Source organism: Nonomuraea corallina (assembly GCF_027620315.1).
Lineage (GTDB): Bacteria > Actinomycetota > Actinomycetes > Streptosporangiales > Streptosporangiaceae > Nonomuraea > Nonomuraea corallina.
The window spans coordinates 12,139-36,007 of record NZ_JAPNNL010000064.1; the positions used below are offsets into that span (position 1 = coordinate 12,139).

Here is a 23,869-nt window from a genome sequence, read left to right on the forward strand (position 1 = left end):
TGTTGAACTCAGATTCAATTTGGGAGCGGCTGCTGTCTCTGCGTGAGAAGCCGCTCACAGAACGGGACCGCGGCCTCACGGCGGCCCTGCTGGGCATGTGGGAAGACGAGGTGCCGGCGCCCTTCGAGGTCCGGCGCTTCCTGCCGTTGCCCAGCTTGTCGTACGAACCGGCCGACTGTCACATCGGGGGCCCCGGCGAGCGGGATTTCGCCCCTCATGTGGATCAGACGAACTATTCGGTCGTCGTGGCCGAACAGATCGTCGTGAAATGGCTCACACCGCCGGTCCCGCTCCCCCACCCGGCGCTGGACGTCCTGGCCCACCTGGCCCGCACCGGCTTCCCGCACACCGCCCCGCCGTACGCCGCCCTGCTGGCCGGCTCCCGGGTGCTGGCCCTCGTCACCGGCTACCTCCCGGACGCCACCGACGGCTGGACCTGGTGCGTGGACGCCGCCGAGTCCGCCGACACCGCCTTCGCCCCGGCGCTGGGCACCCTGGCGGCCGACCTCCACCTTACGCTCGCCACCCTGCCCGGGGAGCCGACCGGCCGCAGCGGGGACGCCCGCGTCCAGGACCAGGCCCGGCGCGCCGAGGACGCGCTCGACGAGGCCCTGGCGCTGACCGACGGCCCCGACGGCGCCTGGCTGCGGACCGTGGCCGGCCGCCTGCGGGCGGAGCTGACGCCGCCCCCGACCGCCGCCCCGATGATCCGCATCCACGGCGACCTGCACGTCGGCCAGATCCTGCGCTGGCGCGACGGCTACGCGGTCATCGACTTCGACGGCAACCCCACCGTCGCCGAGGCCGACCCGTACCAGCCGGCCGCCCGCGACGTCGCCCAGCTCACCACCAGCATCGAGCACGTCGCCCAGGTGGCGGTCAGACGCCGCGGCACCGCCCCGGAGCGGGCCGCGAGCTGGGCCGCCGAGGCCAAGGCCGGCATGCTCGGCGCCTACGAGGCCCGCCTGGCCGAGAACGGCCGTCCCGACCTGCTGGACAAGTCCCTGATCCGGCCCTTCGAAGTGGAGCAGGAATGCCGCGAGCTCATCTACGCGGCCCGCCACCTGCCCCGCTGGCGGTACGCCCCGATGGGCGTGCTGCGCACCTGGATGGAGAAAGCGTGAACCCCGAACTCTTCCTGGCCGACCTGGAGGCCAAGCCCGCCGCCCTCGCCGAACTGGCCGGGACGCTCGACGCCGCGGACCCGTTCGCCGAGCTCCCCGAGGACATCGGACGGGTGCTGTTCCTCGGCATGGGCAGCTCCCGGTACGCCGCGGGGGTCGCCGCGCTGCGCCTGCGCGCCGCCGGGGTGGACGCCTGGGCCGAGTACGCCTCGGCCGCCGCGACGTTCCCGCCCGACCCCCGTACGCTGGTCGTCCCGATCTCGGCGACGGGCGGCAGCCGGGAGACGCTGGACGCGGTGGCGCGGTACGCGGACGGGCCCTCGTACCTGATGGCCCTGACCAACGCGCCCGACTCCCCGCTCGCGCGGGCCGCGCGAGCGGTGATCCCGATGCGCGCGGGCGAGGAGCGCGGCGGGGTGGCGTGCCGGACGTTCCAGCACACGCTCGCCCTGCTGCTCGCCCTGGAGGCGCGCCTGACCGGGGCCCGCGCGGACGTGGCCGCCCTCGTGCGGCGCGCCGCCGAGGCCACGTCCGACCTGCTGGAGCGGCGCGACGACTGGCTGCCGACGGTGCTGGAGCTGCTGGACGGGCCGCACGGCGTCTACACGATCGCCCCGGCCGAGCGGCTCTCCTCGGCCGAGCAGTCGGCGCTCATGGTCCGCGAAGGCCCGCGCAGGCAGGCCGACGCCTGCGAGACGGGCGACTGGGCGCACGTCGACGTCTACCTGACCAAGACGCTGTCCTACCGGGCGCTGCTGTTCCCCGGCTCCGGCTACGACGAGCAGGCGATGGACTGGGTACGTCAGCGCGGGTCCACGGTCGTCGCCGTGGGCGCCGAGGTGAAGGACGCCACCGCCGTGGTGCGGTACGCGCACGACGACGACCCGGACGTCCGCCTGCTGACGGAGACCCTGGTGGCGGAGCTGGTGGCGGCCTCCTGGTGGTCGGCCCAGGCCCGGTAGGCCAGTCCCCGCTCAGCGGACCGTGCGGACGGTCAGCGCGTGCTCCACGAGGGTGATCAGCGTCGCCTTGACCGCCTCGCGGCTGCGGGCGTCCGTGCGGACGATCGGGATGTGCGGCGCGAGGGTGAGCGCCTCGCGCACCTCCGTTTCCACGTGCGGGAACTGCCCGTTCCAGCCGTTGAGCCCGACCACGAACGGCAGCTTGGCCTCCTCGAAGTAGTCGATCGCCGGGAAGCTGTCGGCCAGCCGCCGCGTGTCGACCAGCACCACCGCGCCGATCGCGCCCTTCACCAGGTCGTCCCACATGAACCAGAACCGGTGCTGGCCCGGCGTGCCGAACAGATAGAGGATCAGGTCACGGTCCAGCGACACCCGGCCGAAGTCCATGGCCACCGTGGTGGTCGTCTTGTTCGGGGTGAGCGACACGTCGTCCACCCCGGCCGACGCGTCCGTCATCACCGCCTCCGTGGTGAGCGGCATGATCTCCGACACCGCCCCCACGAAGGTCGTCTTGCCCACGCCGAACCCGCCCGCCACGACGATCTTCGTCGAGGTGAGCCCCGGGCTAGAGCCTGCGAAGTCCACTGAGCACCCTTTCGAGCAGGCCCCTGTCCGGCTTGCCTGCGTCAAGCTGCGGCTGGTACACCCTGACCAGCCCTTCCGCCTCCATGTCGGAGACCAGCACCCGCGCCACGCCGAGCGGCATCGCCAGCAGCGCGGAGACCTCCGCGACCGACCTCACCTGCCGGCACAGCTCACTGATCTGCCGGTACTCCCGCGTGTAGGTGTGACCGAGCTGGATGGACGTCGCCGACGACACGAGCGCCTCCATCGCGAGCGCGCTGCGCGTACGGCCGCCGGTGACGGCGTACATCCTGACCAGTGAGCTGCGCTCCGGCTCCGGCTCGCCGCCATGCCACGATGCCAACGTCCAACTCCCATCACCACGGTCGCACGGCCGACAGTTCCGCGCGCACGTCGGGCGTGAGCACCTGTCCCGCACGTTCCACCAGGATCGTCATCTGGTAGGCCACCAGGCCCATGTCACAGTCGGGGGCGGCCAGCACCGCCAGGCAGGATCCGTCGCTGATCGACATCACCAGGAGCAGACCGTGCTGCATCTCCACCAGGGTCTGCACCACCTTGCCGCCCTCGAAGACCCGCGCCGAGCCCTGGGTCAGGCTGACCAGCCCGGCGGCGATGGCCGCCAGCTGGTCGGCCCGGTCCTTCGGGAAGCCCCGGGAGAAGGCCATCGGCAGCCCGTCGGCCGAGACGACCACGGCGTGCGCGGCGCCGGGCACCTCCTCCACGAAGTTGGACACCAGCCAGTTGACGTCCCTGGCGGCCTGGCTCAGATCCTTCATCAGTCCTCCTCGTCGAGCTCGGCGCGCCCCTTGCGCACGCCCTGCTGGTAACTGGAGAGCCTGTTGCGGAGTCGGTCGGGTGACACCGGAGGGGCGGGCGCCGGCGGCGGGGCCGGAGCGGCGGCGCCGGGAACCAGGTTCGCCTTCGGGGTGCGCTTGGGCAGCCCTGCGCTGGTCAGCCCGCCGAGCGCCGGTTCGCGGGCCGCTCCGGCGGCGTGCCAGCCCTGGTCGGCGGGCGAGGACCAGGTGCCTGCCTGGGCCGGAGCGGGCGGCGGCGCGGACTGGTCGACCTTGGGGATGGCGGCGGTGTCACCCTGCGCCGACCACGAGTCCCCCGACGACCGGGCCGCGTCCGGCTCGGGCGGGGAGCCCGCCGGGTCGGGGGCCGCGTGGGAGGCCGGGTCGGAGACGGGGTCGGAGACGGGGTCGGAGACGGGGTCGGAGACGGGGTCGGAGACGGGGTCGGAGAAGGCGGGCTTGGTGAACCAGCTCGACGCCGCCGGGGCGGGCTCCACGGAGGCGTGGAGCGGCGCGTACTCACCGTGGGTGGACGGCGGTCCGGCCGGCGGGCCGCTCTGCTCGGGAGGCAGGCGGCGCGGCAGTCCGCCTGCCGCGAGCCCGTTGTCTGCGGGCAGTCGGCGCGGCAACTCTCCGCCGTGACCGCCGCCCTGCCCGAGACCACGCGACCCCGACCCGAATCCACCGTCCGAGGCGAAGTCACGCGACCCCGACCCGAACCCGCCCTCGGAAGGGAAGCCGCGCGATCCCGGCCCGAAGCCACTCTCGGAAGGGAAGCCACGCGACCCGGCCGCGAACCCGCCGTCCGGGGCGAAGTCACGGGAGCCTGGCCCGAACCCGCCGTCCTGCGGGAACCCGCGTGGCGCGGCGCCGGGCTCGCCTTCCGGCAGGAAGCCGCGCGGGCCGGCGTCGGAGGTGAAGTCGCGTACGTGGTCGCCCGAGTGGGTGTGCGGCGAGCTGAACCAGGACGATTCGGAAGGCGGGTCCATCGACGGGTGGGCCGTGCCCGGCATGGACGGATGGCCGATGCCCGGGTGCGCGGTGCTGGCCTGCATGGGCACGTGCGCGAACGGCGGCGGCTCCTGGGCCGAAGGGGCCGGCGGGAACGGCGTCCCGGTGGCCGCCGCGCCCGGGACCGGGGTGAGCAGCATCTCGGGCAGCAGGACCATGGCGGTGAGCCCGCCCACGTCCTGGCGGCGCAGCTGCACCTTGATGCTGTGCCGCAGCGCCAGCCGGCCGACCACGAACAGGCCCATGCGGCGCGACACCGACACGTCCACGACCGGCGGGTTGGCCAGGCGCCAGTTGGCCTCGGCGAGTTCCTCGGGGCTCATGCCGATGCCCTGGTCGGTGACGGCGACCATGAGCCCGCCGCCGTCGATGCGGCTACTGGAGATGACGACCTTGGTGTCGCCCGAGGAGAACGACACGGCGTTCTCGATCAGCTCGGCGAGCAGGTGCACGACGTCGTTGACGGCCTGCCCGGCGATGGCGGCGTCCGACTGGACCTGGATGCCGACGCGGTCGTAGCTCTCGACCTCGCCCAGCGCGGCGCGGACCACGTCCATGAGCTCGACCGGCTGGCTCCACTTGCGGGCGGCCTCCTGGCCGGCCAGGACCAGGAGGTTCTCGGAGTTGCGGCGCATGCGGGTGGCCAGGTGGTCGAGCTTGAACAGGTCGGCCAGCCGGTCGTCGTCGCGCTCGCCGCGTTCCAGGCGCTCGATGAGGGTGAGCTGCCGCTCGACCAGCGTCTGACTGCGGCGCGAGAGGTTGACGAACATCGCGTTGACGTTGGCGCGCAGCCGGGCCTCGTCGCCGGCCAGCCGGACGGCCTCCCGGTGGACCTCGTCGAAGGCCCGCGCCACCTCGCCGACCTCGTCGCGGGAGAAGATGCCGATGGGCGGCACCTCGGCGCTGACCGCGCCGTCGCGCGACTCCCGCAGGTGCTGGACGAACTCCGGCAGCCTCCTGCCGGCGATCTCCAGGGCTTCGGCGCGCAGCCGGCGCAGCGGGCGGACGAGCGAGCGGGCCACCCCGGTGGTGATCGCCAGAACGGCGACGAGCAGGGCGATGACCGCGCCCGCGATCACGTACGCGCGCTGCTGCTCGGCGGAGCTGAGCGACTCGCTGCGGCCGAGGATGCCGGCCGCCTGGCGCTGCTCGACCGCGCGCAGGGCGTCGATGACGGTGGCCGACGCCTCGAACCACTGTCCGGCGTCGTCGCGGTCGGCGAGGTTGAGCCCGCGCAGCGTCTGCCCGGCGGTGGCCCGGATGAGCACCAGCTCGCGCAGGAACAGCATGTCGTCGGCGGAGCGGCCGTTGACCGTCTCGTCGAAGAAGCGGCGTTCGTCCGCGGTGGCCTCCTCGGCGAAGGCCTCGCGCTGGTTCTCCTCACGGGACAGCTCGCCGAGGAAGGTCTTCAGCTGCTCCTGGCCGAAGGAGCCTTCCGCCAGGGCGGTGGTGACCAGGGCCTGCTGGAGGGAGACGCTCTCCTTGGCCCGTGCCAGCGCGTCGAGCATGCGGGTCTGCCGGAACAGCTCGTCGTCCTGGCTGCCGCTGATCAGCTCGTTGTGGATGGAGAGCAGGTCGTTGATGACGGTGGTGTAGAGCTCGACGGCCGCGGCGGGCAGCAGGTCGGCCTCGATGGCCTGGTCGCGCAGCCCGCCCAGGTCGTCGAACCGGTTGAGCATGTTCTCGATCTGGTCGGCGGTGCGGCCGGTGACCCCGCCGAGCAGCGTGTTCGCGGTTCCGCGCAGCTCGCGGATGGCGGCGTCGGTCCTGCCGATCTGGGCGCGCACGTCGGGGAGCTGGGCCCGGGGCCGGCCGCGGGCGATGTACCAGGAGAGCCTGGCGCGTTCCCCGGAGATCTCGTGCGTGAGGCCGCCGACCTGTTCGCTGAGCCGGGCGAGCTGGTTGATGCGGGCGTAGTCGGCCGCCGCCCCGTTCGAGGCCATGACCTGGACCCCGCCGAGCAGGACGGCCGCGGCTGTCGGCACCAGGATCAGGGCGACCAGCCGGGCGCGGACCCGCCAGTTGCGCAGCCGCCACCTGCCTTCCTCCGGCGGCCGCTCTGCTAACTCTGTACTCACCGAACGCAACCTCTCGCCCTGTATCGGCGTAAATGCCCTGCATCGGCGTATATGCAGGACCTTCATGATCTCTGGCAAATCTCGTGCAAGCCCGGGTAATTGCCACACACTCGCGTCAGGCCAGCCATCAGACCATAACGCGACATAAGTCAAGCAGTGTGACGCATGAGCATAGAACCTGGGGCCTCACTTATGAAGCCCATAAGGAGAGAAATATTGCATTACGCCCGAGTATGTCCATGAATGCGAGGTTGGAACGCTCCAGGGACGTAACACCGCAGATGCACGCAGATCTCCTAACGGTCACGACGTTGAGTTTTGCTTTCGCAACCCCATATGTTGTGCCCCTTAGGCGAGAAGGCGAGGAGTACGGGTGTCCCCTGACAGCGCGGCCATCGCGGTCGAAGGGCTCTGGAAGATTTTCGGGCCCAAGTCCGAGAGCGTGCTGGCGAGCCAGGACAGACATCTGGACCCCGCCGCGCTCAGGGAGAAGACCGGCTGCACCGCCGCCGTCAGGGACGTCGGCTTCGAGGTCCGCCCCGGCGAGGTCTTCGTCGTGATGGGCCTGTCCGGGAGCGGCAAGTCCACCCTCGTCCGGTGCCTCACCCGCCTCATCGAGCCCACCGCGGGCCGGGTGACGATCGGCGGCACCGACGTGACCGCCGCCTCCCCCGCCCAGCTCCGCGACCTGCGCCGGCACCACGTGAGCATGGTCTTCCAGCACTTCGGCCTGCTGCCGCACCGCAGGGTGATCGACAACGTCGCGTACGGGCTGGAGGTGCAGGGCGCGGCCAGGGCCGCCAGGCACGAGCGGGCCAGGGAGATCCTGTCGCTGGTCGGCCTCGACGGGCACGCCGACTCCTACCCCGACCAGCTCTCCGGCGGCATGCAGCAGCGCGTCGGCCTGGCCCGCGCGCTCGCCGTGGACCCGCAGGTGATGCTCTTCGACGAGCCGTTCAGCGCGCTGGACCCGCTGATCCGCCGTGACATGCAGACCGAGGTCATCCGCCTGCACCGCGAGGTCGGCAAGACGATGGTGTTCATCACCCACGACCTGGCCGAGGCGCTCAAGCTGGGCGAGCGCATCGCGATCATGCGGGACGGCGGGATCGTCCAGCTGGGCACCCCGGAAGAGCTGGTGGGTGCTCCCGCCGACGACTACGTGGCCGACTTCGTCCGCGACGTGCCGAGGAGCCACGTGCTGACGCTGCGCTGGATCGCCCGGCCGCCCGAGGAGGGCGAGCCGCTGGACGGTCCGGAGCTGCCCGCGACCACCGTGATCAAGGACGCCATCGCCGCCGCCTCGGCCTCCTCCAGGCCGATCCGGGTGATGGACGGCGAGAAGCTGTCCGGCGTGGTCGACCGGGTGGACCTGCTCGCCTTCCTGTCCGGCCAGGACGTCCCGGCGGCCGCGCGGACCGGCGCATGAGCAGCACGACGGTCACCTCCGCCTCCTCCAGGCTGCGCCTGCCGAGGTGGGTGGCCCCGGCGGGGGTCGCGGCGCTGTTCGCGCTCGCGTACCTCGCCTTCCGCGGCACCGGCACGCTGCCGCACGACAGCGAGGCGGCGCCGTTCACCGCGGTCACCGAGCTGCGTGAGTGGATCGACGACCACCGCAACGACAATCCGCTCTTCCTGTACTTCCTCAACTACATCCGCCTGTTCGTCGGCGCGCTCTACACCTCCTTGCAGACGGTGCTGGTCGCGATGGGCTGGCCCGGACTGATCGGGGTCATGGGCGGGCTCGCCTGGCTGGCGGGCGGCTGGCGGGTCGCGCTGCTCGCGGTGGCCGGGTTCTGCTCGTTCGGAGTGCTCGGGCTGTGGGAGTCGAGCGTCGAGACGCTCGCGCTGGTCACCGCGGCGGTGCTGCTGTCGCTGGCGATCGGCGTCCCGCTGGGCATCTGGGCGGGGATGTCGGCGCGGGTGCGCAGGGCCGTCACGCCGGTGCTGGACGTCATGCAGATCATGCCGACGTTCGCCTACCTGGCGCCGCTCGCGCTGTTCTTCCACATCGGCGCCCCGGCCGGCGTGATCGCGACGATGATCTACTCGATCCCGCCCGCGATCCGCATCACGGCGCTGGCCATCGAGCAGGTCTCCCCCACCGCGGTCGAGGCGTCCGCCTCGCTGGGGGCCACCAGGACGCAGACGCTGGTCAAGGTCTATCTGCCGTTGGCGCGCTCCACGATGGCGCTGGCGGTCAACCAGACCATCATGATGGCGCTGTCCATGGTGGTCATCGCCAACCTGATCTCCGCGCCCGGCCTCGGCTCCGACATCATCCGGGGCCTGTCCAGGGCGCAGGTCGGCATCATGCTCCCGGCCGGCGTCGCGATCGTGATCATGGCCGTGGTGCTGGACCGGATGATGGTCTCGGTGGCCAGGCGCGACCCGCACAGCCGGATCGGCCGGGGCAACGTGGCCGCCGCCGGGGCGCTGGCGCTGGCCGGGCCGGCCGCCGCGGCGTTCGTGCCGCGCCAGTGGCCGGAGGACCTCACGGTCGACGTCACCCGCCCGGTCAACGAGGCCGTGCTCTGGGCCGAGACGAACTGGTACGCCGTCACCACGTTCGTCAAGGACACCGTGACGAACTACCTGCTCAACCCGCTGGAGACGCTGTTCACCACCGCGCCGTGGTGGCTGGTCGCCGCCGCGGTGCTCGTGGTCGCCTGGCGGGTCAGCGGAGCGCGGCCGGCGCTGACGGCGCTGGCCTGCCTGCTGGCGATCGCGCTGCTCGGCACGTGGGAGCACTCGATGCGGACGCTGACCACGGTCGCCGTCGCCGTCGCCGCGACCCTGGCCGTCGGCGTGCTGCTGGGCATCGCCGCCGCCCGCTCGGGGCGCTTCTCCGCCGTGCAGCGCCCGCTGCTGGACGCCGCGCAGACCATGCCCGCGTTCGTCTACCTGCTGCCGGCGCTGGCCCTGTTCGGCACCACCCGGTTCACCGCCATCTTCGCCTCGATCATCTACGCCGTGCCGCCCGTCGTGCGGCTGGTCGAGGACGGCCTCAGGAACGTGCCCGCCTCCGTGATCGAGGCCGCCGCCTCCACCGGCTCCACCTCCGGCCAGATCCTGTGGAAGGTGCAGCTGCCGATGGCCCGCCGGGCCATCCTGCTCGCCGCCAACCAGGGGATCGTGCTGACGCTGGCCATGGTCGTCGTCGGCGGGCTGGTCGGGGCCGGCGCCCTCGGCTACGACGTCGTACTCGGATTCTCCCAGCGCCCCGACTTCGGCATGGGCTTCGTGGCCGGTGTCGCGACGGTCCTGCTCGGAGTCATGCTGGACCGCATCACGCAGGGCGCCGACAGGCGTTCGCTTCCCCGGAAAAGGAAAGTCACATGAAGATTCGCCTGTTCGCAGGCCTGTTAACGCTCGCCCTCGCCGCGGGGTGCGGCGGGGCCACGGTCGACGGCGGCGCCACCACCGCCGCCTCCCCCGAGGGCTCGGCCGCCGCCTCGTCCCCGGCCGGCACCGTGAAGATCGCGATCAACCCGTGGGTGGGCTACGAGGCCAGCGCCAACGTGGTGGCGTACCTGCTGAAGAACGAGCTCGGCTACACCGTCGAGATGCCGGAGATCAAGGAGCAACTCGCCTGGGAGGGCTTCGAGACCGGCGACGTCGACGTCATCATCGAGAACTGGGGACACCCGGACCTCAAGAAGCAGTACATCGAGGAGAAGAAGGTCGCCGTCGAGGCGGGCTCGACCGGCAACAAGGGCGTCATCGGCTGGTACATCCCCAAGTGGATGGCCGACGAGCACCCGGACATCACCGACTGGAAGAACCTGAACAAGTACGCCGACCTGTTCAAGACCTCCGAGTCCGGAGGCAAGGGCCAGCTGCTCTTCGGCGACCCCTCGTACGTCAGCAACGAGGCCGCGCTCATCAAGAACCTCAAGCTGGACTTCAAGATCGTCACTGGTGGCAGCGAGGCGGCGCTGATCAAGAGCGCCCAGCAGGCGCAGGCGCAGAAGAAGGCGCTGCTGTTCTACTTCTGGGACCCGCACTGGCTGTTCAGCCAGACCGAGCTGGTCCGCGTGAACCTGCCCGAGTACACCGAGGGCTGCGACGCCGACCCCAAGAAGGTCGCCTGCGACTACCCGGAGATGGACCTCGACAAGATCGTCAGCAAGAAGTTCGCCGACACCGGCGGCAAGGCGTACGAGCTGGTCAAGAACTTCAACTGGACCAACGCCGACCAGAACCAGGTGTCCGACGACATGACCAACGGCGGCATGACCGGCGAGGAGGCCGCCAAGAAGTGGATCGAGGCCAACCCCGCCAAGTGGCAGGCCTGGATCCCTCAGTAAGCCCCTCCGACACCCACGAGACGCGTGGCCCCGCCTTCACCGCGGGGCCACGGTCGCGGAGACCCTCATGCGAACCAAGATTCTCGCCGGGCCGCTCGCGCTGGCCCTGCTGCTGACCGCCTGCACGGCCGAGGAGTCCCCCACGGCGACCGGCGCCCCCAAGACGGTCAAGATCGACATCCACGGCTGGGTCGGCTACGAAGCCCAGGCCGCCGTGCTGACCCACCTGCTCAAGAGCCGGCTCGGTTATCAGGTGCAGACGCGCGAGATGGCCGAAGCGGATTCCTGGAAAGGTTTCGAGACCGGCGAGGTCGACGTCATCGTCGAGAACTGGGGGCACAACGACCTCAAAGAGGAGTACATCGAGAACAAGAAAGTCGCCCTCTCCGCCGGTCTCACGGGCAACAAAGGGGTGATCGGATGGTATGTCCCCGAGTGGATGGTCAAGGAACACCCGGACATCACCGACTGGCGCAATCTGAACAAGTACGCGAACTTGTTCAGGACCGCGAAATCCGGCGAACTCGGTCAGGTGCTCGACGGCGATCCCTCGTTCGTCACCAATGACGAGGCGCTCGTCAAGAATCTCGATCTCGATTACAAGGTCGTCTACTCCGGCAGCGAGGACGCATTGATCAAGGCCGCCCAGGCGGCGACCAAGAACAAGACGCCGCTGCTGATGTACTTCTACGAGCCGCAGTGGCTTTTCACCAAGGTCAAGCTGGTGAAGATCAACCTGCCGGCCCACGCCATCGGCTGCGACGCGCGTCCGGCCCGGGTCGCGTGCGACTACCCGCCGTACCTGCTCGACAAGATCGTCAGCAAGCGGTTCGCCGAGACCGGCGGCAAGGCGTACGAGTTGGTGCGCAACTTCCAGTGGACCAACGACGACCAGAACAAGGTCGCCAGTGACATGATCAACGAGGACCTGACCGCCGCCGAGGCCGCGAAACGCTGGGTGGAGGAGAACGAGATCGTGTGGAAGGACTGGATCCCCCGATGAGCTACGACTACGTCATCGTGGGCGGCGGCTCCGCCGGCAGCGCCCTGGCCAACCGGCTGAGCGCCGATCCGTCCGTGTCGGTGCTGGTGCTGGAGGCGGGCCGCGCCGACTGGCGGTGGGACGTGTTCATCCACATGCCCGCCGCGCTGATGTTCCCCATCGGCAGCAGGTTCTACGACTGGAAGTACGAGTCCGAGCCCGAGCCGCACATGAACGGCCGGCGCGTCTACCACGCGCGCGGCAAGGTGCTCGGCGGCTCCAGCAGCATCAACGGCATGATCTTCCAGCGCGGCAACCCGCTCGACTACGAGCGCTGGGCGTCCGACCCCGGGATGAAGACCTGGGACTACGCCCACTGCCTGCCGTACTTCAAGAAGATGGAGAACTGCCTGGCCGACCCGGGCACCGACTTCCGCGGCGGCGACGGCCCGCTCAAGCTGGAGCGCGGCCCCGCGCGGGGCCCGCTGTTCGAGGCGTTCTTCGAGGCCGTCCAGCAGGCCGGGCACCCGCTCACCGACGACGTGAACGGCTACCGGCAGGAGGGCTTCGCCGCCTTCGACCGCAACCTGCACCGCGGCCGCCGGCTCAGCGCGGCCCGCGCCTACCTGCACCCGGTGCGCGGCCGCCGCAACCTGACGGTCCGGACCAGGGCCTTCGTGGAGCGGATCGTCTTCGAGGGCGACCGCGCGGTCGGCGTGATCTCCGACGGCGAGCGCATCACCGCCGGCGAGGTCGTCGTCTGCGGCGGCGCGATCAACTCGCCGCAGCTGCTGCAGCTGTCCGGCGTCGGCCCCGCCTCCCTGCTGGAGCCGCTGGGCATCCCGGTCGTGCACGACCTGCCCGGCGTGGGCGAGAACCTCCAGGACCACCTGGAGGTGTACGTCCAGCACGCGTGCAAGCGGCCCGTGTCGCAGCAACCGTCGCTGGCCTGGTGGCGCAGGCCGGTCATCGGCGCCCAGTGGCTGTTCCTGCGCGGCGGTCCCGGGGCCACCAACCACTTCGAGGCGGGCGGGTTCATCCGCTCCAACGACGAGGTCGCGTACCCGAACCTGATGTTCCACTTCCTGCCGATCGCGGTGCGCTACGACGGTTCCGCGCCGGCCGGCGGCCACGGCTACCAGGTGCACGTCGGCCCGATGTACTCCGACGCCCGCGGCTCGGTCCGCGTCACCTCCGCCGACCCGCGCGTCAAGCCCGCCCTGCGCTTCAACTACCTGTCGACGGAGCAGGACCGCCGCGAGTGGGTGGAGGCCGTCCGGCACGCCAGGGACATCCTGTCCCAGCCCGCCTGGGACGGCCTGGACGGCGGCGAGATCTCCCCCGGCCCGTCCGTGCGGACCGACGAGGAGATCCTGGAGTGGGTGGCGCGCGACGGCGAGACCGCCCTGCACCCGTCGTGCACCTGCAAGATGGGCCTGGACGAGCTGTCTGTCGTGCATCCCGAGACGATGCGCGTGCACGGGCTGGAAGGGCTGCGCGTGGTGGACGCCTCGGTCATGCCGTACGTGACGAACGGCAACATCTACGCCCCGGTCATGATGCTCGCGGAGAAGGCGGCCGACCTCATCCTCGGCAACACCCCGCTGCCGCCGGAGCCGGTCGCGTTCCACCGTCACCGGGCCGACGGCTGAACCCGTAACCGTACGGTGTACCGTACGAAAGATGACAGTGGAGTACAGCGGAAAGGGCGACCCGGCGCGCAGCCTCGCGCTGCTCTGGCGCACCAGTGAGCGCGTCAGCCGCAAGGGCAAGCCCGACCTGAGCGTCGACCGGATCGTGCGCGCCGCCGTCGAGGTGGCCGACGCCGAGGGCCTGCAGGGGCTGTCCATGCGCCGGGTCGCGGAGAAGCTCGGCGTGGGCACGATGTCGCTCTACACGTACGTGCCGGGCAAGCCCGAGCTGCTCGACCTCATGCTCGACACCGTCTACGGCGAGACGGCCAGGCCCGAGGACGTGCCCGGCGGCTGGCGAGGCCGGCTGGAGCTGATCGCCCGCGAGAACTGGGCGCTCTACCTGCGCCACCCCTGGCTGCTGCAGGTGGCCGTGAGCCGACCGGTGCTCGGCCCCAACCTGACCGCCAAGTACGACTACGAGCTGCGCGCGGTCGACGGCATCGGGCTGACCGACGTGGAGATGGACTCGGTGATCACCCTGATCACCGGCTTCGTGCACGGCACGGCCCGGGGCGCGGTGGAGGCGGCGCAGGCGGAGAGCCAGACCGGGATGTCCGACGAGCAGTGGTGGGCCGCCCACGCGCCGTTCTTCGGCCGCATCGCCGACCCGGCGCGTTTCCCGACGGCCGCGCGGGTGGGACAGGCGACCGGCGAGTCTCTCGGCGCCGCCTACAGCGCCGAGCACGCCTTCACGTTCGGCCTGGCCAGAGTGCTCGACGGCATCCAGGCGCTGGTGGACGGCCGCACCCAGGCAGGCCCGTAGGCCGGCAGCCGCCGGACAGCCGCGCGCGCCGGGCCGGGGGCCGTGACCGCCGCGGCGAGCCGCTCAGCTCGCCGGATGCCGGTCGGCGGCGAGCAGGATCGCTCGGTGGCGTTCGGCCGGCGGCCCGGTCCAGGTCAGGCCAGGGTCGTTCGCGGCCAGCATGCGGAAGAGCACGTCGCGCAGCAGGGCGCCGGCGGGCATGCCGGGCCGCTCGGCGCGCAGCCCCGCGTAGCCGTCGAGCACGCGGGCCAGGTCGAGCAGGAGCGTGTTGCCCTCCTCGTCGCCCGCGACGGTGACCTGGAGACTGCCGGACTCCTCGTCGGCGGTCCACCCGCTGACGCCCTCGGCGCCGTCCGGACAGACGATCTCCCGTACAGCCGCCGTGAAAGCGGCCCGGTCCATGCCGTCGACGGGGCCGGGCGACCACCCCCGGCGCAGGTGCAGCACCCCCGGCTGCTCGGTGGCCACGCAGCCGGCCACCAGCTCGCGCACGGTCTCCTCCGGGTCGTGCAGCCCGTCAGGTCCGAGGGCGGCGAACCGGTCCGCGAGCAGGCGCAGCGAGACGAGCCGCGGCGGGTCGTGGACGGTCAGCACGCCGTGCTCCTCGCCGACGCTCAGCGGACCCACTTTGTCCTCGTACGCCCGCAGCCCTTCCCTGAAGGCCACCCGCGCGTCCTCGTCCAGCCGGGCCGCCCAGCTCCGCGGGGACCGCTCCGGGGCCGCGCCCTCAGCCTGGGAGGCACGGCGCCGATAGGACCAGACGATCACACCGATGACGGCCAGGCCGCCCGCCAAGGCGATCCACACCATGCACACCCTTTGTCGCGATCAATGCTGAAGATCTAGCAGCGTAGTGTGGGCAAGCCGCTGGTTTCCGAAATTTCCTGCTTATACCGGCGCGGCCCGCAGGCGCACCACATGCTCCACCAACGAGATCAGCGTCGCCTTGACCGACTCCCGGCGGCGCGCGTCCGTACGGACGATCGGCACGTGCGGAGAGAGCGCCAGCGCCTCGCGCACCTCCTCGTCGGTGTGCGGGAACTGCCCGTCCCAGCCGTTGATCCCGACGATGAAGGGCAGCTGGGCCTCCTCGAAGTAGTCGATGGCCGGGAAGCTGTCGGCCAACCGCCGCGTGTCGAGCAGCACCACAGCGCCGATCGCGCCGCGCACCAGGTCGTCCCACATGAACCAGAACCGGTGCTGACCGGGCGTGCCGAACAGGTAGAGGATCAGGTCGCGGTCCAGCGACAGCCGCCCGAAGTCCATGGCCACGGTCGTGGTCTGCTTGTGCGGCGTCAGGCCGAGGTCGTCGATCCCCGCGGAGGCGTCGGTCATGACCGCCTCGGTGGTCAGCGGCAGGATCTCGGACACCGCCCCCACGAACGTCGTCTTGCCGACGCCGAACCCGCCCGCGACCACGATCTTCGTCGAGGTCAGGCCGGTGCTAGAGCCTGCGAAGTCCACTGAGCACCCTTTCCAGCATGTTGAGGTCCGGCTGTCCCTGCGCCAGGCGTGGCGCGTGCAGGCGGACGAGTCCTTCGTCGGACATGTCGGCGACCAGCACCCGGGCCACGCCCAGCGGGACCCGGAGCAGGGCCGAGATCTCGGCGACCGACCGGAACGAGCGGCACAGCTGCATGATCGCCTCCTGTTCGGGGGTGAGCATGGCCATCTCGTCGTCCGGAATGGACATCGAGGAGATCAAGGTCTCCATGGCGAGGTGATAGCGCGGCTCGGACCGGCCACCGGTCACCGCGTAGGGGCGGAACAGGGGCTCTTCGTCCCCGTGTCCCTCACTCCCGTACACGGCCCTCTCCCCTCATCTCCACTCACATCACCGCGTCCTGGCCGCTTGCAGCTCCGCGCGCAGGGCCGGCGTGAGCGCCTGGCCCGCGCGGTCGACGAGCAGCGTCATCTGGTACGCCACCAGACCCATGTCGCAGTCGGGGCCCGCCAGCACGGTCAGGACCGAGCCGTCGCTGATCGCCATGACGATGAGCAGCCCGCGCTGCATCTCGACCACGGTCTGCGTCACCGAGCCGCCCTCGAACACGCGGGACGCGCCGACAGTGAGGCTCAGCAGCCCCGCGGAGACCGCGGCGAGCTGGTCGGCCCGGTCCGGCGGGAACCCTTCGGAGGTGGCCAGGCTGAGCCCGTCCGCGGACACGACGACCGCGTGCGCGACGCCGGGCGTGTTCCGTACGAAGTCGGTGATCAGCCAGTCGAACCGGTGCGCCTCATGGCTCAGGGTCGTCACTGGCCCTCCTCAGGACGCTCGCTCACTCTCGTTCCTCCTGTTCGCGGATTTCGGCCCGGCCCCGCCGTACTCCCTGCTGGAAGCCGGCCATCCTGTTGCGGATCCGCTCGGCCGACAGGGCCGGCCGGGGGTCCTGAGCCTGCTGCTGAACCGCCGGCCTGCCCGCCGAGCCCGGCACGAGGTTCGCCTTGGGCGTGCGCTTGGGGAGCCCGGCGGAGGTGACGCCGCCCAGGCTCGGGTCGCTCGCGGCGGCCGCCGCCTGCCAGCCGGCGTCGGCGGCGGTGCGCCACGTCTGCTCCCCGGAGGGTACGGGCGCGAGACCGTCCTCGCTCGTGCCGTTCTCCGGCGGCCGGCGGAACCAGGCCGACTCCACCGCGGCGAAGATCGGCAGGTACTCCTCCTGCTCCGCCTCCATCGGCGAGACCTCCGCCGAGGGCATCGGGCCGGGCCCGCGCAGGTCGCCGGCGCCGTAGCGGCCGCCCGGCGGCGTCGCGCGCGACCCCTGCCCGTTCTGCGGGTCCGCGCTCGGGAGGTCGGGTTTCGGGAACTCCGAGCGCGGCTGCCGGCGGGGCAGTTCGATGCTCGGGTACGACCGGTTCGACTCCGGCGGACTCGCGGACGACGGGTCCGCGGGTGACGGACCCGTACGCGACTGATCCGGCCCCGACGGACCCTGGTGCGACGGGCCCTGATGAGACGGACCCTGATGAGACGGGCTCGGGTACGACGGGTAGGAGCCTGGCCGGTCCTGCGCCGGCGGCCGGGCGGGCGGGCCCGACGGGTAGGAGTCGGGGGTTAACCCCTGCGCCGGGCTCGGGTACGACGGGAACGCCCCCGGGTCGAGGGACGGGAGTCGCGAGACGCCGGTGTCGGCCCCGAACGGCCCCGTCAGAGGCCGGCCCGGCGCGGCGTCGAGGGAGTCGTAGGAGCGGAAGCCGTTCTGGCCTGGCACCTGCGGCCGGTGCGGGACGGACGTGCTGCCCCCGCCGAACGCGGGCCGCTGCGGCAGCGGCTGCCTGGTGGCGTCCTGGATGAGCGCCGGCGGGATCAGCACCATGGCGATCAGCCCGGTGCCGTCACCCCGGCGCAGCTGCACCCGGATGCCGTGGCGCAGCGCCAGCCGGCCGACCACGAACAGGCCCATGCGCCGCGACACCGACACGTCCACCACGGGCGGCTCGGCCAGGCGCCGGTTGGCGTCGGCGAGCTCCTCCTCGGTCATGCTGATGCCGTTGTCGGTGACGGACAGCAGGGCCCCGCCGCCTTCGATGAGGCTGCTGGAGACGGTGACCTGGGCGTTGCTGGGCGAGAACTGCAACGCGTTCTCCACCAGCTCGGCCACCAGGTGGACCAGGTCGTTGGCGACGCTGCCGAGGACCGAGGTGGCGCGGTGCACCTTGACCTGGACGCGCTCGTACCCCTCGACCTCCGACAGCGCGGCGCGCACCACGTCGACCAGCTTGGCCGGCTGGCTGCGGCGGCGGGTGGGCTCGTGGCCGGCGAGGACCAGGAGGTTCTCGGAGTTGCGGCGCATGCGGGTGGCCAGGTGGTCGAGCTTGAACAGGTCGGCCAGCCGGCCTCCGTCCTGCTCGCCCTTCTCCAGGCCGTCGATCAGCGAGATCTGCCGTTCGACCAGCGTCTGGGTGCGGCGTGAGAGGTTGACGAACATCGCGCTGATGTTGCCGCGCAGCTCGGCCTCCTCGCCCGCCAGCCGCACCGCCTGGCGGTGCACCTGGTCGAATGCGCGGGCCACCTCGCCGATCTCGTCGTTGCCGGCGATGTCGATCGGGCGGATCTCGGGCGCGGTGGTCTCGCCGGAGGCGCGTAGCTGGCGCACCACGTCCGGCAGGCGGAAGCCGGCGATCTCCAGCGCCTCCGTGCGCAGGCGGCGCAGCGGGGTGACCATCGAGCGGGCGATGGCGACGGTGAGCAGCAGCACGATCAGCAGCAGTCCGACGATCAGCGTGCCGACGATGATCGCGTTGCGGATCTCGGAGTCGCGCAGTTCCTGGGAGCGCAGCGCCACCCGCTCGGCCAGCGAGCTCTCCACCGACCCGAGCGCGGCGATGACCTTGCTGTTGTCGTCGAACCACTGGTCCGGCGCGGGCGTGTCGGCCTTGGTCGAGGCGAGCAGGTCGTCCCTGATCCGCACCCCGGGCGCGCGGCCGCTGGCCAGCGTGACGGCGCGGGCCTTGGTCAGCTCGCTGTTGTAGTACTCGGGGATGGTCAGCGCGCGCTGCAGCTCCATGCCCGCGCGGGCGCCGGCCTCCTGCGTCACGGCCTGGATCTGGGCGCGCTGCGCGGCGTTGGCCGCGATGAACCGCTCGACCTCCTTGGCGTCCACGCTGTCGGCGTTGTAGTGGCCGCGCAGGAGCTGGGCGCGCTGGCGGGAGACCTGCTCCTTGGCCCTGGTCAGCGCGCTCAGCGCGCGGAACTGGCCGACGATCTCGGAGTCCTCGCTGAGCAGGCTCAGCTCGTCGTGCAGGCGCAGCAGCGAGTCGAGCAGCGTGTCGTAGCGGGTCGTGTCGCGCCGGCCCTCGGCCCTGATCGCGGACAGGTTGCCCAGGTCGGTGCGGGCGCGGCCGACGACCTCGGTGACGCGGTCGCCGTAGGACTCGTCCATCGCGGCGAGGTCCGTCCGCACGGCCTTGACGAGCCGGTCGACCTCCGCCTTGCGCTCCTCGTACGGCTGCTCCAGCCGTTTGCGCTGGGACCGGGCGGCGTCGTACCAGCCGCCGGTGTCGCGCTCCAGCCCGAGTGCCTGCACCAGCGCGCGGATCCGCCCCGCCTGCTCGGCCGCGACGGCCGTGCGGTCGAAGGCGGAGACGCTCTGGACGGACTCCACCACCCTGGCTCCCCCGAGCACGACGCCGGCCAGGGTGGGGACGAGGACGAGCGCGGTGAGCCGCCAGCGCACCCGCCAGTTGCGCAGCGCCAGCCGCGGCAGCGCCTGTTTGGCGCGGGCCCGTCGCCCGGTGCCTGCGCCCCCGGCATTCCCCGTTGTCACTGCTACCGCAACCCCTCGATCAAGCCGATGCCTGGCATCGGTCGTCAGGCCGTCCACAAAGTATCCGCAGCACCTGACGTAACGCACAAACCGGGCACAATCGTTACAAAGGTGACCGGGGGTCGTGTGCTGTTGGTTATCGCAGCGCGGCTAGTACGGCGTCGCGGACCTGATTGCGTTGCGTGCTGTCGCTGAGGGGGCGTCCAACACGGTCGACCACATAGAACACGTCCACAGCCTCCGCGCCGAGAGTCTCTACGCGAGCGGCTCTGACGTCAAGACCGCAGTCACCGAAGGCGCGTCCGATGCGCCACAGGAGACCGGGCTTGTCATGGGCCCTCACCTCGACCACGGTGGCGGTCGCGGAGGCGTCGTCGACCAGCGTCACCTTGGGCGGCGCGACCGGCACCCGCACCGGCCGCATCGCTCTCACCCGGCGGGCCAGCCTTTGCTCGATGTCAAGGCGGCCGGCAAGGACCAGACGGAGATCGGCTTCCAGGGTGGCGGGGTCCGGCGGCGTGCCGTACTCGGGGACGACGGAGAACTCGATCACGGCCGTGGCCCCGGCCGACGCGGCCGAGGCCGAACGCACCACGAGCCGGTGCGCGGCCAGCACGCCGGCGGCGCTCCACAGCAGGCCGACCCGGTCCGGCGCGACCACCGTCACCGCGCCGCCGTTGACCCGCACCGCGCCGCCGCCGTGGCGGGCCAGCGCGGCCTGCTCGGGCGAGAGCGTGGGAGCCTTGGGCGGCGGCGAGCCGGACAGCACCGACCGCACCCGGCGCACCAGATCGGCGACCAGCCCGGCCTTCCAGGTGTTCCAGGCGGCGGGGCCGGTGGCGTTGCCGTCGGCCACGGCCAGGGCCGCGAGCAGCTCCAGCACCTCGCGCGAGCCCACGGTGCCGGCGACCTTCTCGATCGTGACCGGGTCGTCCAGGTCACGCCGGGTGGCGGTCTCGGGGAGCAGCAGATGGTGGCGGACCACCGTGGCCAGGACGTCCACGTCCCGGGCGGGCAGCCCGAGGCGGGCGCCGATGTCGCGCACCACGACCTCGCCGGTCGAGGAGTGGTCGCCGGGCCAGCCCTTGCCGATGTCGTGCAGGAGCGCCGAGATCAGCAGCAGGTCGGGCCGGGAGACCTCGCGGGTGTGCCCGGCGGCGTTCGCGGCCGCCTCGATCAGGTGACGGTCGACGGTGAACCGGTGGATCGGATGGCGCTGCGGGCGGTGCCGCACCCGCTCCCAGTCAGGAAGGAGTCTGACAATGATCCCCGCCTGGTCGAGCTCCTCCCACACGGGCACGGCCGCGCGGCCCGCGCCGAGCATCGACACCAGCGCGTCGCGCGCCTCCTCCGGCCACGGCACCGGCATCGGGGCCGACTGGGCCGCGAGGACGGAGACGGTCGCGGGGGCCAGCGGCAGGCCGGACTCGGCCGCCGCCGCGGCGGCGCGCAGCACCAGCACCGGGTCCTTGCGGGGCGTGGCGCCCCGGGCGAGCACCACCTCGCCGCCGTGCTCCACCACCCCTTCGGCCAGGGGACGGCGCCCGCGCGGCGCGGGCCCTGACAGGAGCCTGTCAACCGTGCGCCAGGTCGCGTCGAAGGCGTGGGAGATCGTCCGGCCCGCCTCGGCGAGCCTGCGCATGACCGCCTCGGCGTCGAGCAGGCCGAGCAGCCCGGCGACCGCGTCCTGCTCCTGCAGCACGAGCTTGTCGGTGCCGCGCGCGGTGACGACGTGCAGGGCGTGCCTGACGTCGAGGATGAACTCGTGGGCCTCCCGGGCCCTCGGGCCGGGAGCGGAGGCGACCCAGGCCGCGGCCACGGCCTGCATCGCCTGGACGTCGCGGAGCCCGCCGCGGCCGTCCTTGAGGTCGGGTTCGAGGAGGAAGGCCAGCTCGCCGCTGGTCCTGGCCCGCTGGTCGGCCGCGTCGCGCAGCTCGCCCAGCCGGCGCCGGGAGTCGGCCCGCCACTCGGCGAGCACCGCCTCCCTGGCCCTCCGCGTCAGCTCGGCGTCTCCGGCGATGTGCCGGGCCTGGATCAGGCCCAGCACCGCCTTGAGATCGTCCCGGGCCACCGCCACGGCCTCGTCCACGGTGCGGACCGAGTGGTCGAGGCCGACGGCGGAGTCCCAGATCGGATACCAGATGCGATCGGCTATCCGGCCGACGTCCGGCCGGCCGTTGTGGAGCAGGACGAGGTCGAGGTCGCTGCCCGGGGCGAGCTCGCCCCGGCCCAGACTGCCCACGGCGACCAGTGAGACGTGCTCGCCGTCGCTCGCCGTACGGAAGAGATCCTTGAGCCAGCGGTCGGTGTCCGCGGTCCGCTCCTTACGAGCCGCGGCGTACGAGCGTGCCTCATCCCTCACGTGTTACCCCCGCTCCACCCGACGCCATGTTCAGAGGGCCTCCGGCCCGCGCTCTCCTGTCCGCACCCGGACCACCGCGTCGACCGGGACGGACCACACCTTGCCGTCGCCGATCTTGCCGGTCTGGGCCGCCTTGACGATGACGTCGATGACGTCCTCGGCGTCGTCCTCGTCGATCAGGACCTCGACGCGGACCTTGGGCACCAGGTCCACCTGGTACTCGGCGCCCCGGTAGACCTCGGTGTGGCCGCGCTGCCGGCCGTAGCCGCTCGCCTCGCTGACCGTCATGCCCTTGATGCCGAACTGCTCCAGGGCGGCCTTCACGTCATCGAGCTTGAACGGCTTGATGACGGCGGTGATGAGCCTCATGCTTCCACCTTCTTGGGAGCCGGGGTGGTGACGGAACCGTTGGGGGCGCTCACGCCGGAGGCGTGCACGGTGCCGAGGTCGTAGCCGGTCTCGGCGTGGGTGGTGACGTCGATGCCGGTGACCTCGTCCTCGGCCGGGATCCGGAAGCCCATCGTCTTGTCGATGATCTTGCCGATGATCCAGGTGATCACGAAGGAGTAGAGGCCGACCGCGACCGGGCCGAGCACCTGGAGGCCGAGCTGGCCGAAGCCGCCTCCGTAGAACAGGCCCGTGCTCTGCGCGTCGGTGGCCGGGTAGGCGGCCACGAAGCCCAGCGCGACCGCGCCGATCACACCGCCGACCAGGTGCACGCCGACCACGTCGAGGGAGTCGTCGTAGTTGAGCTTGTACTTCAGGCCGACCGCGAAGGCACAGACCGCGCCGGCGATCAGACCGATCAGCGCGGCGGCCCAGGGGTCGACGAAACCACAGGCGGGGGTGATGGCGACCAGGCCGCTGACCGCGCCGGAGGCGACGCCGAGGCTGGTGGCGTGGCCGTCGCGGAGCTTCTCCACCACGAGCCAGGCGCCGGCCGCGACGGCGGTGGCGAGCTGGGTGTTCATGAAGGCCAGACCGGCGATGCCGTCGACGATGAGCTCGGAGCCGGCGTTGAAGCCGAACCAGCCGAACCACAGCATCGCCGCGCCGAGCAGCACGAGCGTGAGGTTGTGCGGTCGCATCGGCTCCTTGCGCCAGCCCTGCCGCTTGCCGATGACCAGGGCCAGCGCCAGCGCCGCGGCGCCGGCGTTGATGTGCACGACGGTGCCGCCGGCGAAGTCCTCGATGCCCATCGAGTTGAGCCAGCCGCCGCCCCAGACCCAGTGGGCCACCGGGAAGTAGACGATCGTCGCCCAGACCGCCGCGAACAGCACCCAGGCGCCGAACTTCGCACGGTCCGCGATCGCACCGCTGATCAGTGCGACGGTGATGATGGCGAACGTCAACTGGAAGGCCGAGAAGACGAGGCTGGGCATGCCCGAGCCGTCGTCAGCCGTGGCCGTCTCGACGAGGCTCTGGAGCCCCAGCGCGTCGAACCCGCCGACGAAGTTGTTGATCGCCGCGACAGGGTTCTCCGTGAATGCCAGGGAGTGACCGTAGAACAGCCAGAGCACGGTGACGACGATGATCGCGGCGAACGACATCATCATCATGTTCAGGACGCTTTTGGCCCTGGTCATCCCGCCGTAGAACAGCGCGAGACCAGGGGTCATCAACAGCACCAGCGCGGTGGCCGTGAGCATCCAGGCCGTGGTGCCAGTATCGATCTGCACGACGCGACCCTCCTTAAGTGTGACGTGATTGGCACAGCGTGTTCGGCCCCGGTTTCGCCGCTCGACCTGATGTGTTTCACATTCGTGAATCTCGCCACATTGGTGTTTCGGGAGAGTTTCGGTCGTCTCACGACCCCCAATTAGCTGCTTTTCGGCCCCTTCTGCCGCGTACCACGGCCGTCCCGGGCGTGTCGCACCTCAACGCGCGCGCCGTAATCCACGCGCCGCAACCCGCGCGCCGCAACCCGCGCGCCTCAA

The 23,869-nt window shown here is 71.5% G+C and carries 20 protein-coding genes; 8 read left to right on the forward strand and 12 right to left on the reverse strand.

Going from position 1 to position 23,869, the window contains the following annotated elements; all coding sequences use genetic code 11:
• Positions 1-2: 2 nt before the first annotated feature.
• On the forward strand, positions 3-1,124 hold the full coding sequence (locus OUY22_RS17665; protein ID WP_270156097.1) for a hypothetical protein: 1,122 nt from the start codon (positions 3-5) through the stop codon (positions 1,122-1,124).
• On the forward strand, positions 1,121-2,086 hold the full coding sequence (locus tag OUY22_RS17670; protein WP_270156098.1) for an SIS domain-containing protein: 966 nt from the start codon (positions 1,121-1,123) through the stop codon (positions 2,084-2,086). The genes OUY22_RS17665 and OUY22_RS17670 overlap by 4 nt, the downstream gene beginning before the upstream one ends.
• Before the next feature lie 12 nt (positions 2,087-2,098).
• Here the strand turns inward: OUY22_RS17670 and OUY22_RS17675 are convergent, their stop codons facing one another.
• The 4 genes from OUY22_RS17675 to OUY22_RS17690 all read right to left on the reverse strand — a co-directional run bounded on the left by OUY22_RS17675 (position 2,099) and on the right by OUY22_RS17690 (position 6,557).
• Complete coding sequence (locus OUY22_RS17675; RefSeq protein ID WP_270156099.1) at positions 2,099-2,671, reverse strand: GTP-binding protein; 573 nt, start codon at positions 2,669-2,671, stop codon at positions 2,099-2,101.
• A complete protein-coding gene (locus OUY22_RS17680; RefSeq protein ID WP_270156115.1) occupies positions 2,652-2,960 on the reverse strand; it encodes a DUF742 domain-containing protein in 309 nt (102 codons plus the stop codon). The genes OUY22_RS17675 and OUY22_RS17680 overlap by 20 nt, the downstream gene beginning before the upstream one ends.
• A 67-nt stretch (positions 2,961-3,027) precedes the next feature.
• Positions 3,028-3,450: a roadblock/LC7 domain-containing protein gene (locus OUY22_RS17685; RefSeq protein ID WP_270156100.1), complete on the reverse strand. Its 423-nt coding sequence runs from the start codon at positions 3,448-3,450 to the stop codon at positions 3,028-3,030.
• Entirely contained in the window at positions 3,450-6,557 is a 3,108-nt protein-coding gene (locus tag OUY22_RS17690; protein WP_270156101.1) for a sensor histidine kinase, read from the reverse strand. Before OUY22_RS17690 ends, OUY22_RS17685 begins: the two co-directional genes overlap by 1 nt.
• 373 nt (positions 6,558-6,930) lie before the next feature.
• Between OUY22_RS17690 and OUY22_RS17695 the strand changes: the two genes are divergently transcribed.
• From OUY22_RS17695 to OUY22_RS17720, 6 genes are all read left to right on the forward strand, one after another.
• Positions 6,931-7,986 (forward strand): quaternary amine ABC transporter ATP-binding protein, encoded by a 1,056-nt coding sequence (locus tag OUY22_RS17695; protein ID WP_270156102.1) that lies wholly within the window; start codon positions 6,931-6,933, stop codon positions 7,984-7,986.
• Positions 7,983-9,899 carry an ABC transporter permease gene (locus tag OUY22_RS17700; RefSeq protein ID WP_270156103.1) on the forward strand — a complete coding sequence of 639 codons (1,917 nt, stop codon included), beginning with the start codon at positions 7,983-7,985 and terminating at the stop codon, positions 9,897-9,899. Before OUY22_RS17695 ends, OUY22_RS17700 begins: the two co-directional genes overlap by 4 nt.
• Entirely contained in the window at positions 9,896-10,867 is a 972-nt protein-coding gene (locus OUY22_RS17705; protein WP_270156104.1) for an ABC transporter substrate-binding protein, read from the forward strand. Before OUY22_RS17700 ends, OUY22_RS17705 begins: the two co-directional genes overlap by 4 nt.
• A gap of 67 nt (positions 10,868-10,934) precedes the next feature.
• Complete coding sequence (locus OUY22_RS17710; protein ID WP_270156105.1) at positions 10,935-11,870, forward strand: ABC transporter substrate-binding protein; 936 nt, start codon at positions 10,935-10,937, stop codon at positions 11,868-11,870.
• Entirely contained in the window at positions 11,867-13,501 is a 1,635-nt protein-coding gene (gene betA / locus OUY22_RS17715; protein WP_270156106.1) for a choline dehydrogenase, read from the forward strand. Before OUY22_RS17710 ends, betA begins: the two co-directional genes overlap by 4 nt.
• Before the next feature lie 31 nt (positions 13,502-13,532).
• Positions 13,533-14,306 (forward strand): TetR/AcrR family transcriptional regulator, encoded by a 774-nt coding sequence (locus tag OUY22_RS17720; RefSeq protein ID WP_270156107.1) that lies wholly within the window; start codon positions 13,533-13,535, stop codon positions 14,304-14,306.
• Between the two features lie 63 nt (positions 14,307-14,369).
• Here OUY22_RS17720 and OUY22_RS17725 read toward each other — a convergent pair whose 3' ends face one another.
• The 8 genes from OUY22_RS17725 to OUY22_RS17760 form a co-directional block, all read right to left on the reverse strand.
• Positions 14,370-15,113 carry a hypothetical protein gene (locus tag OUY22_RS17725; RefSeq protein ID WP_270156108.1) on the reverse strand — a complete coding sequence of 248 codons (744 nt, stop codon included), beginning with the start codon at positions 15,111-15,113 and terminating at the stop codon, positions 14,370-14,372.
• 81 nt (positions 15,114-15,194) lie between these two features.
• Entirely contained in the window at positions 15,195-15,743 is a 549-nt protein-coding gene (locus OUY22_RS17730) for a GTP-binding protein (protein WP_270156116.1), read from the reverse strand.
• 7 nt (positions 15,744-15,750) lie between these two features.
• Complete coding sequence (locus OUY22_RS17735; RefSeq protein WP_270156109.1) at positions 15,751-16,113, reverse strand: DUF742 domain-containing protein; 363 nt, start codon at positions 16,111-16,113, stop codon at positions 15,751-15,753.
• A 27-nt stretch (positions 16,114-16,140) separates the two neighbouring features.
• Positions 16,141-16,563 (reverse strand): roadblock/LC7 domain-containing protein, encoded by a 423-nt coding sequence (locus OUY22_RS17740; protein WP_270156110.1) that lies wholly within the window; start codon positions 16,561-16,563, stop codon positions 16,141-16,143.
• A 22-nt stretch (positions 16,564-16,585) separates the two neighbouring features.
• The gene (locus OUY22_RS17745) at positions 16,586-19,570 is read right to left on the reverse strand and encodes a sensor histidine kinase (RefSeq protein WP_270156111.1); all 2,985 of its coding nucleotides are present in this window, start codon (positions 19,568-19,570) and stop codon (positions 16,586-16,588) included.
• A 136-nt stretch (positions 19,571-19,706) separates the two neighbouring features.
• Positions 19,707-21,932 carry a [protein-PII] uridylyltransferase gene (locus OUY22_RS17750; RefSeq protein ID WP_270156112.1) on the reverse strand — a complete coding sequence of 742 codons (2,226 nt, stop codon included), beginning with the start codon at positions 21,930-21,932 and terminating at the stop codon, positions 19,707-19,709.
• A 30-nt stretch (positions 21,933-21,962) separates the two neighbouring features.
• The gene (locus OUY22_RS17755; protein ID WP_270156113.1) at positions 21,963-22,301 is read right to left on the reverse strand and encodes a P-II family nitrogen regulator; all 339 of its coding nucleotides are present in this window, start codon (positions 22,299-22,301) and stop codon (positions 21,963-21,965) included.
• Positions 22,298-23,611: an ammonium transporter gene (locus tag OUY22_RS17760; RefSeq protein WP_270156114.1), complete on the reverse strand. Its 1,314-nt coding sequence runs from the start codon at positions 23,609-23,611 to the stop codon at positions 22,298-22,300. Before OUY22_RS17760 ends, OUY22_RS17755 begins: the two co-directional genes overlap by 4 nt.
• Between the last annotated feature and the right edge of the window lie 258 nt (positions 23,612-23,869).

Coding starts and splice junctions, on each gene's coding strand:
- OUY22_RS17720 (WP_270156107.1), top strand. CDS start 13,533: ATGACAGTGGAGTACAGCGGAAAGGGCGACCCGGCGCGCAGCCTCGCG.
- OUY22_RS17710 (WP_270156105.1), top strand. CDS start 10,935: ATGCGAACCAAGATTCTCGCCGGGCCGCTCGCGCTGGCCCTGCTGCTG.
- betA (WP_270156106.1), top strand. CDS start 11,867: ATGAGCTACGACTACGTCATCGTGGGCGGCGGCTCCGCCGGCAGCGCC.
- OUY22_RS17705 (WP_270156104.1), top strand. CDS start 9,896: ATGAAGATTCGCCTGTTCGCAGGCCTGTTAACGCTCGCCCTCGCCGCG.
- OUY22_RS17755 (WP_270156113.1), bottom strand. CDS start 22,301: ATGAGGCTCATCACCGCCGTCATCAAGCCGTTCAAGCTCGATGACGTG.
- OUY22_RS17700 (WP_270156103.1), top strand. CDS start 7,983: ATGAGCAGCACGACGGTCACCTCCGCCTCCTCCAGGCTGCGCCTGCCG.
- OUY22_RS17680 (WP_270156115.1), bottom strand. CDS start 2,960: ATGTACGCCGTCACCGGCGGCCGTACGCGCAGCGCGCTCGCGATGGAG.
- OUY22_RS17685 (WP_270156100.1), bottom strand. CDS start 3,450: ATGAAGGATCTGAGCCAGGCCGCCAGGGACGTCAACTGGCTGGTGTCC.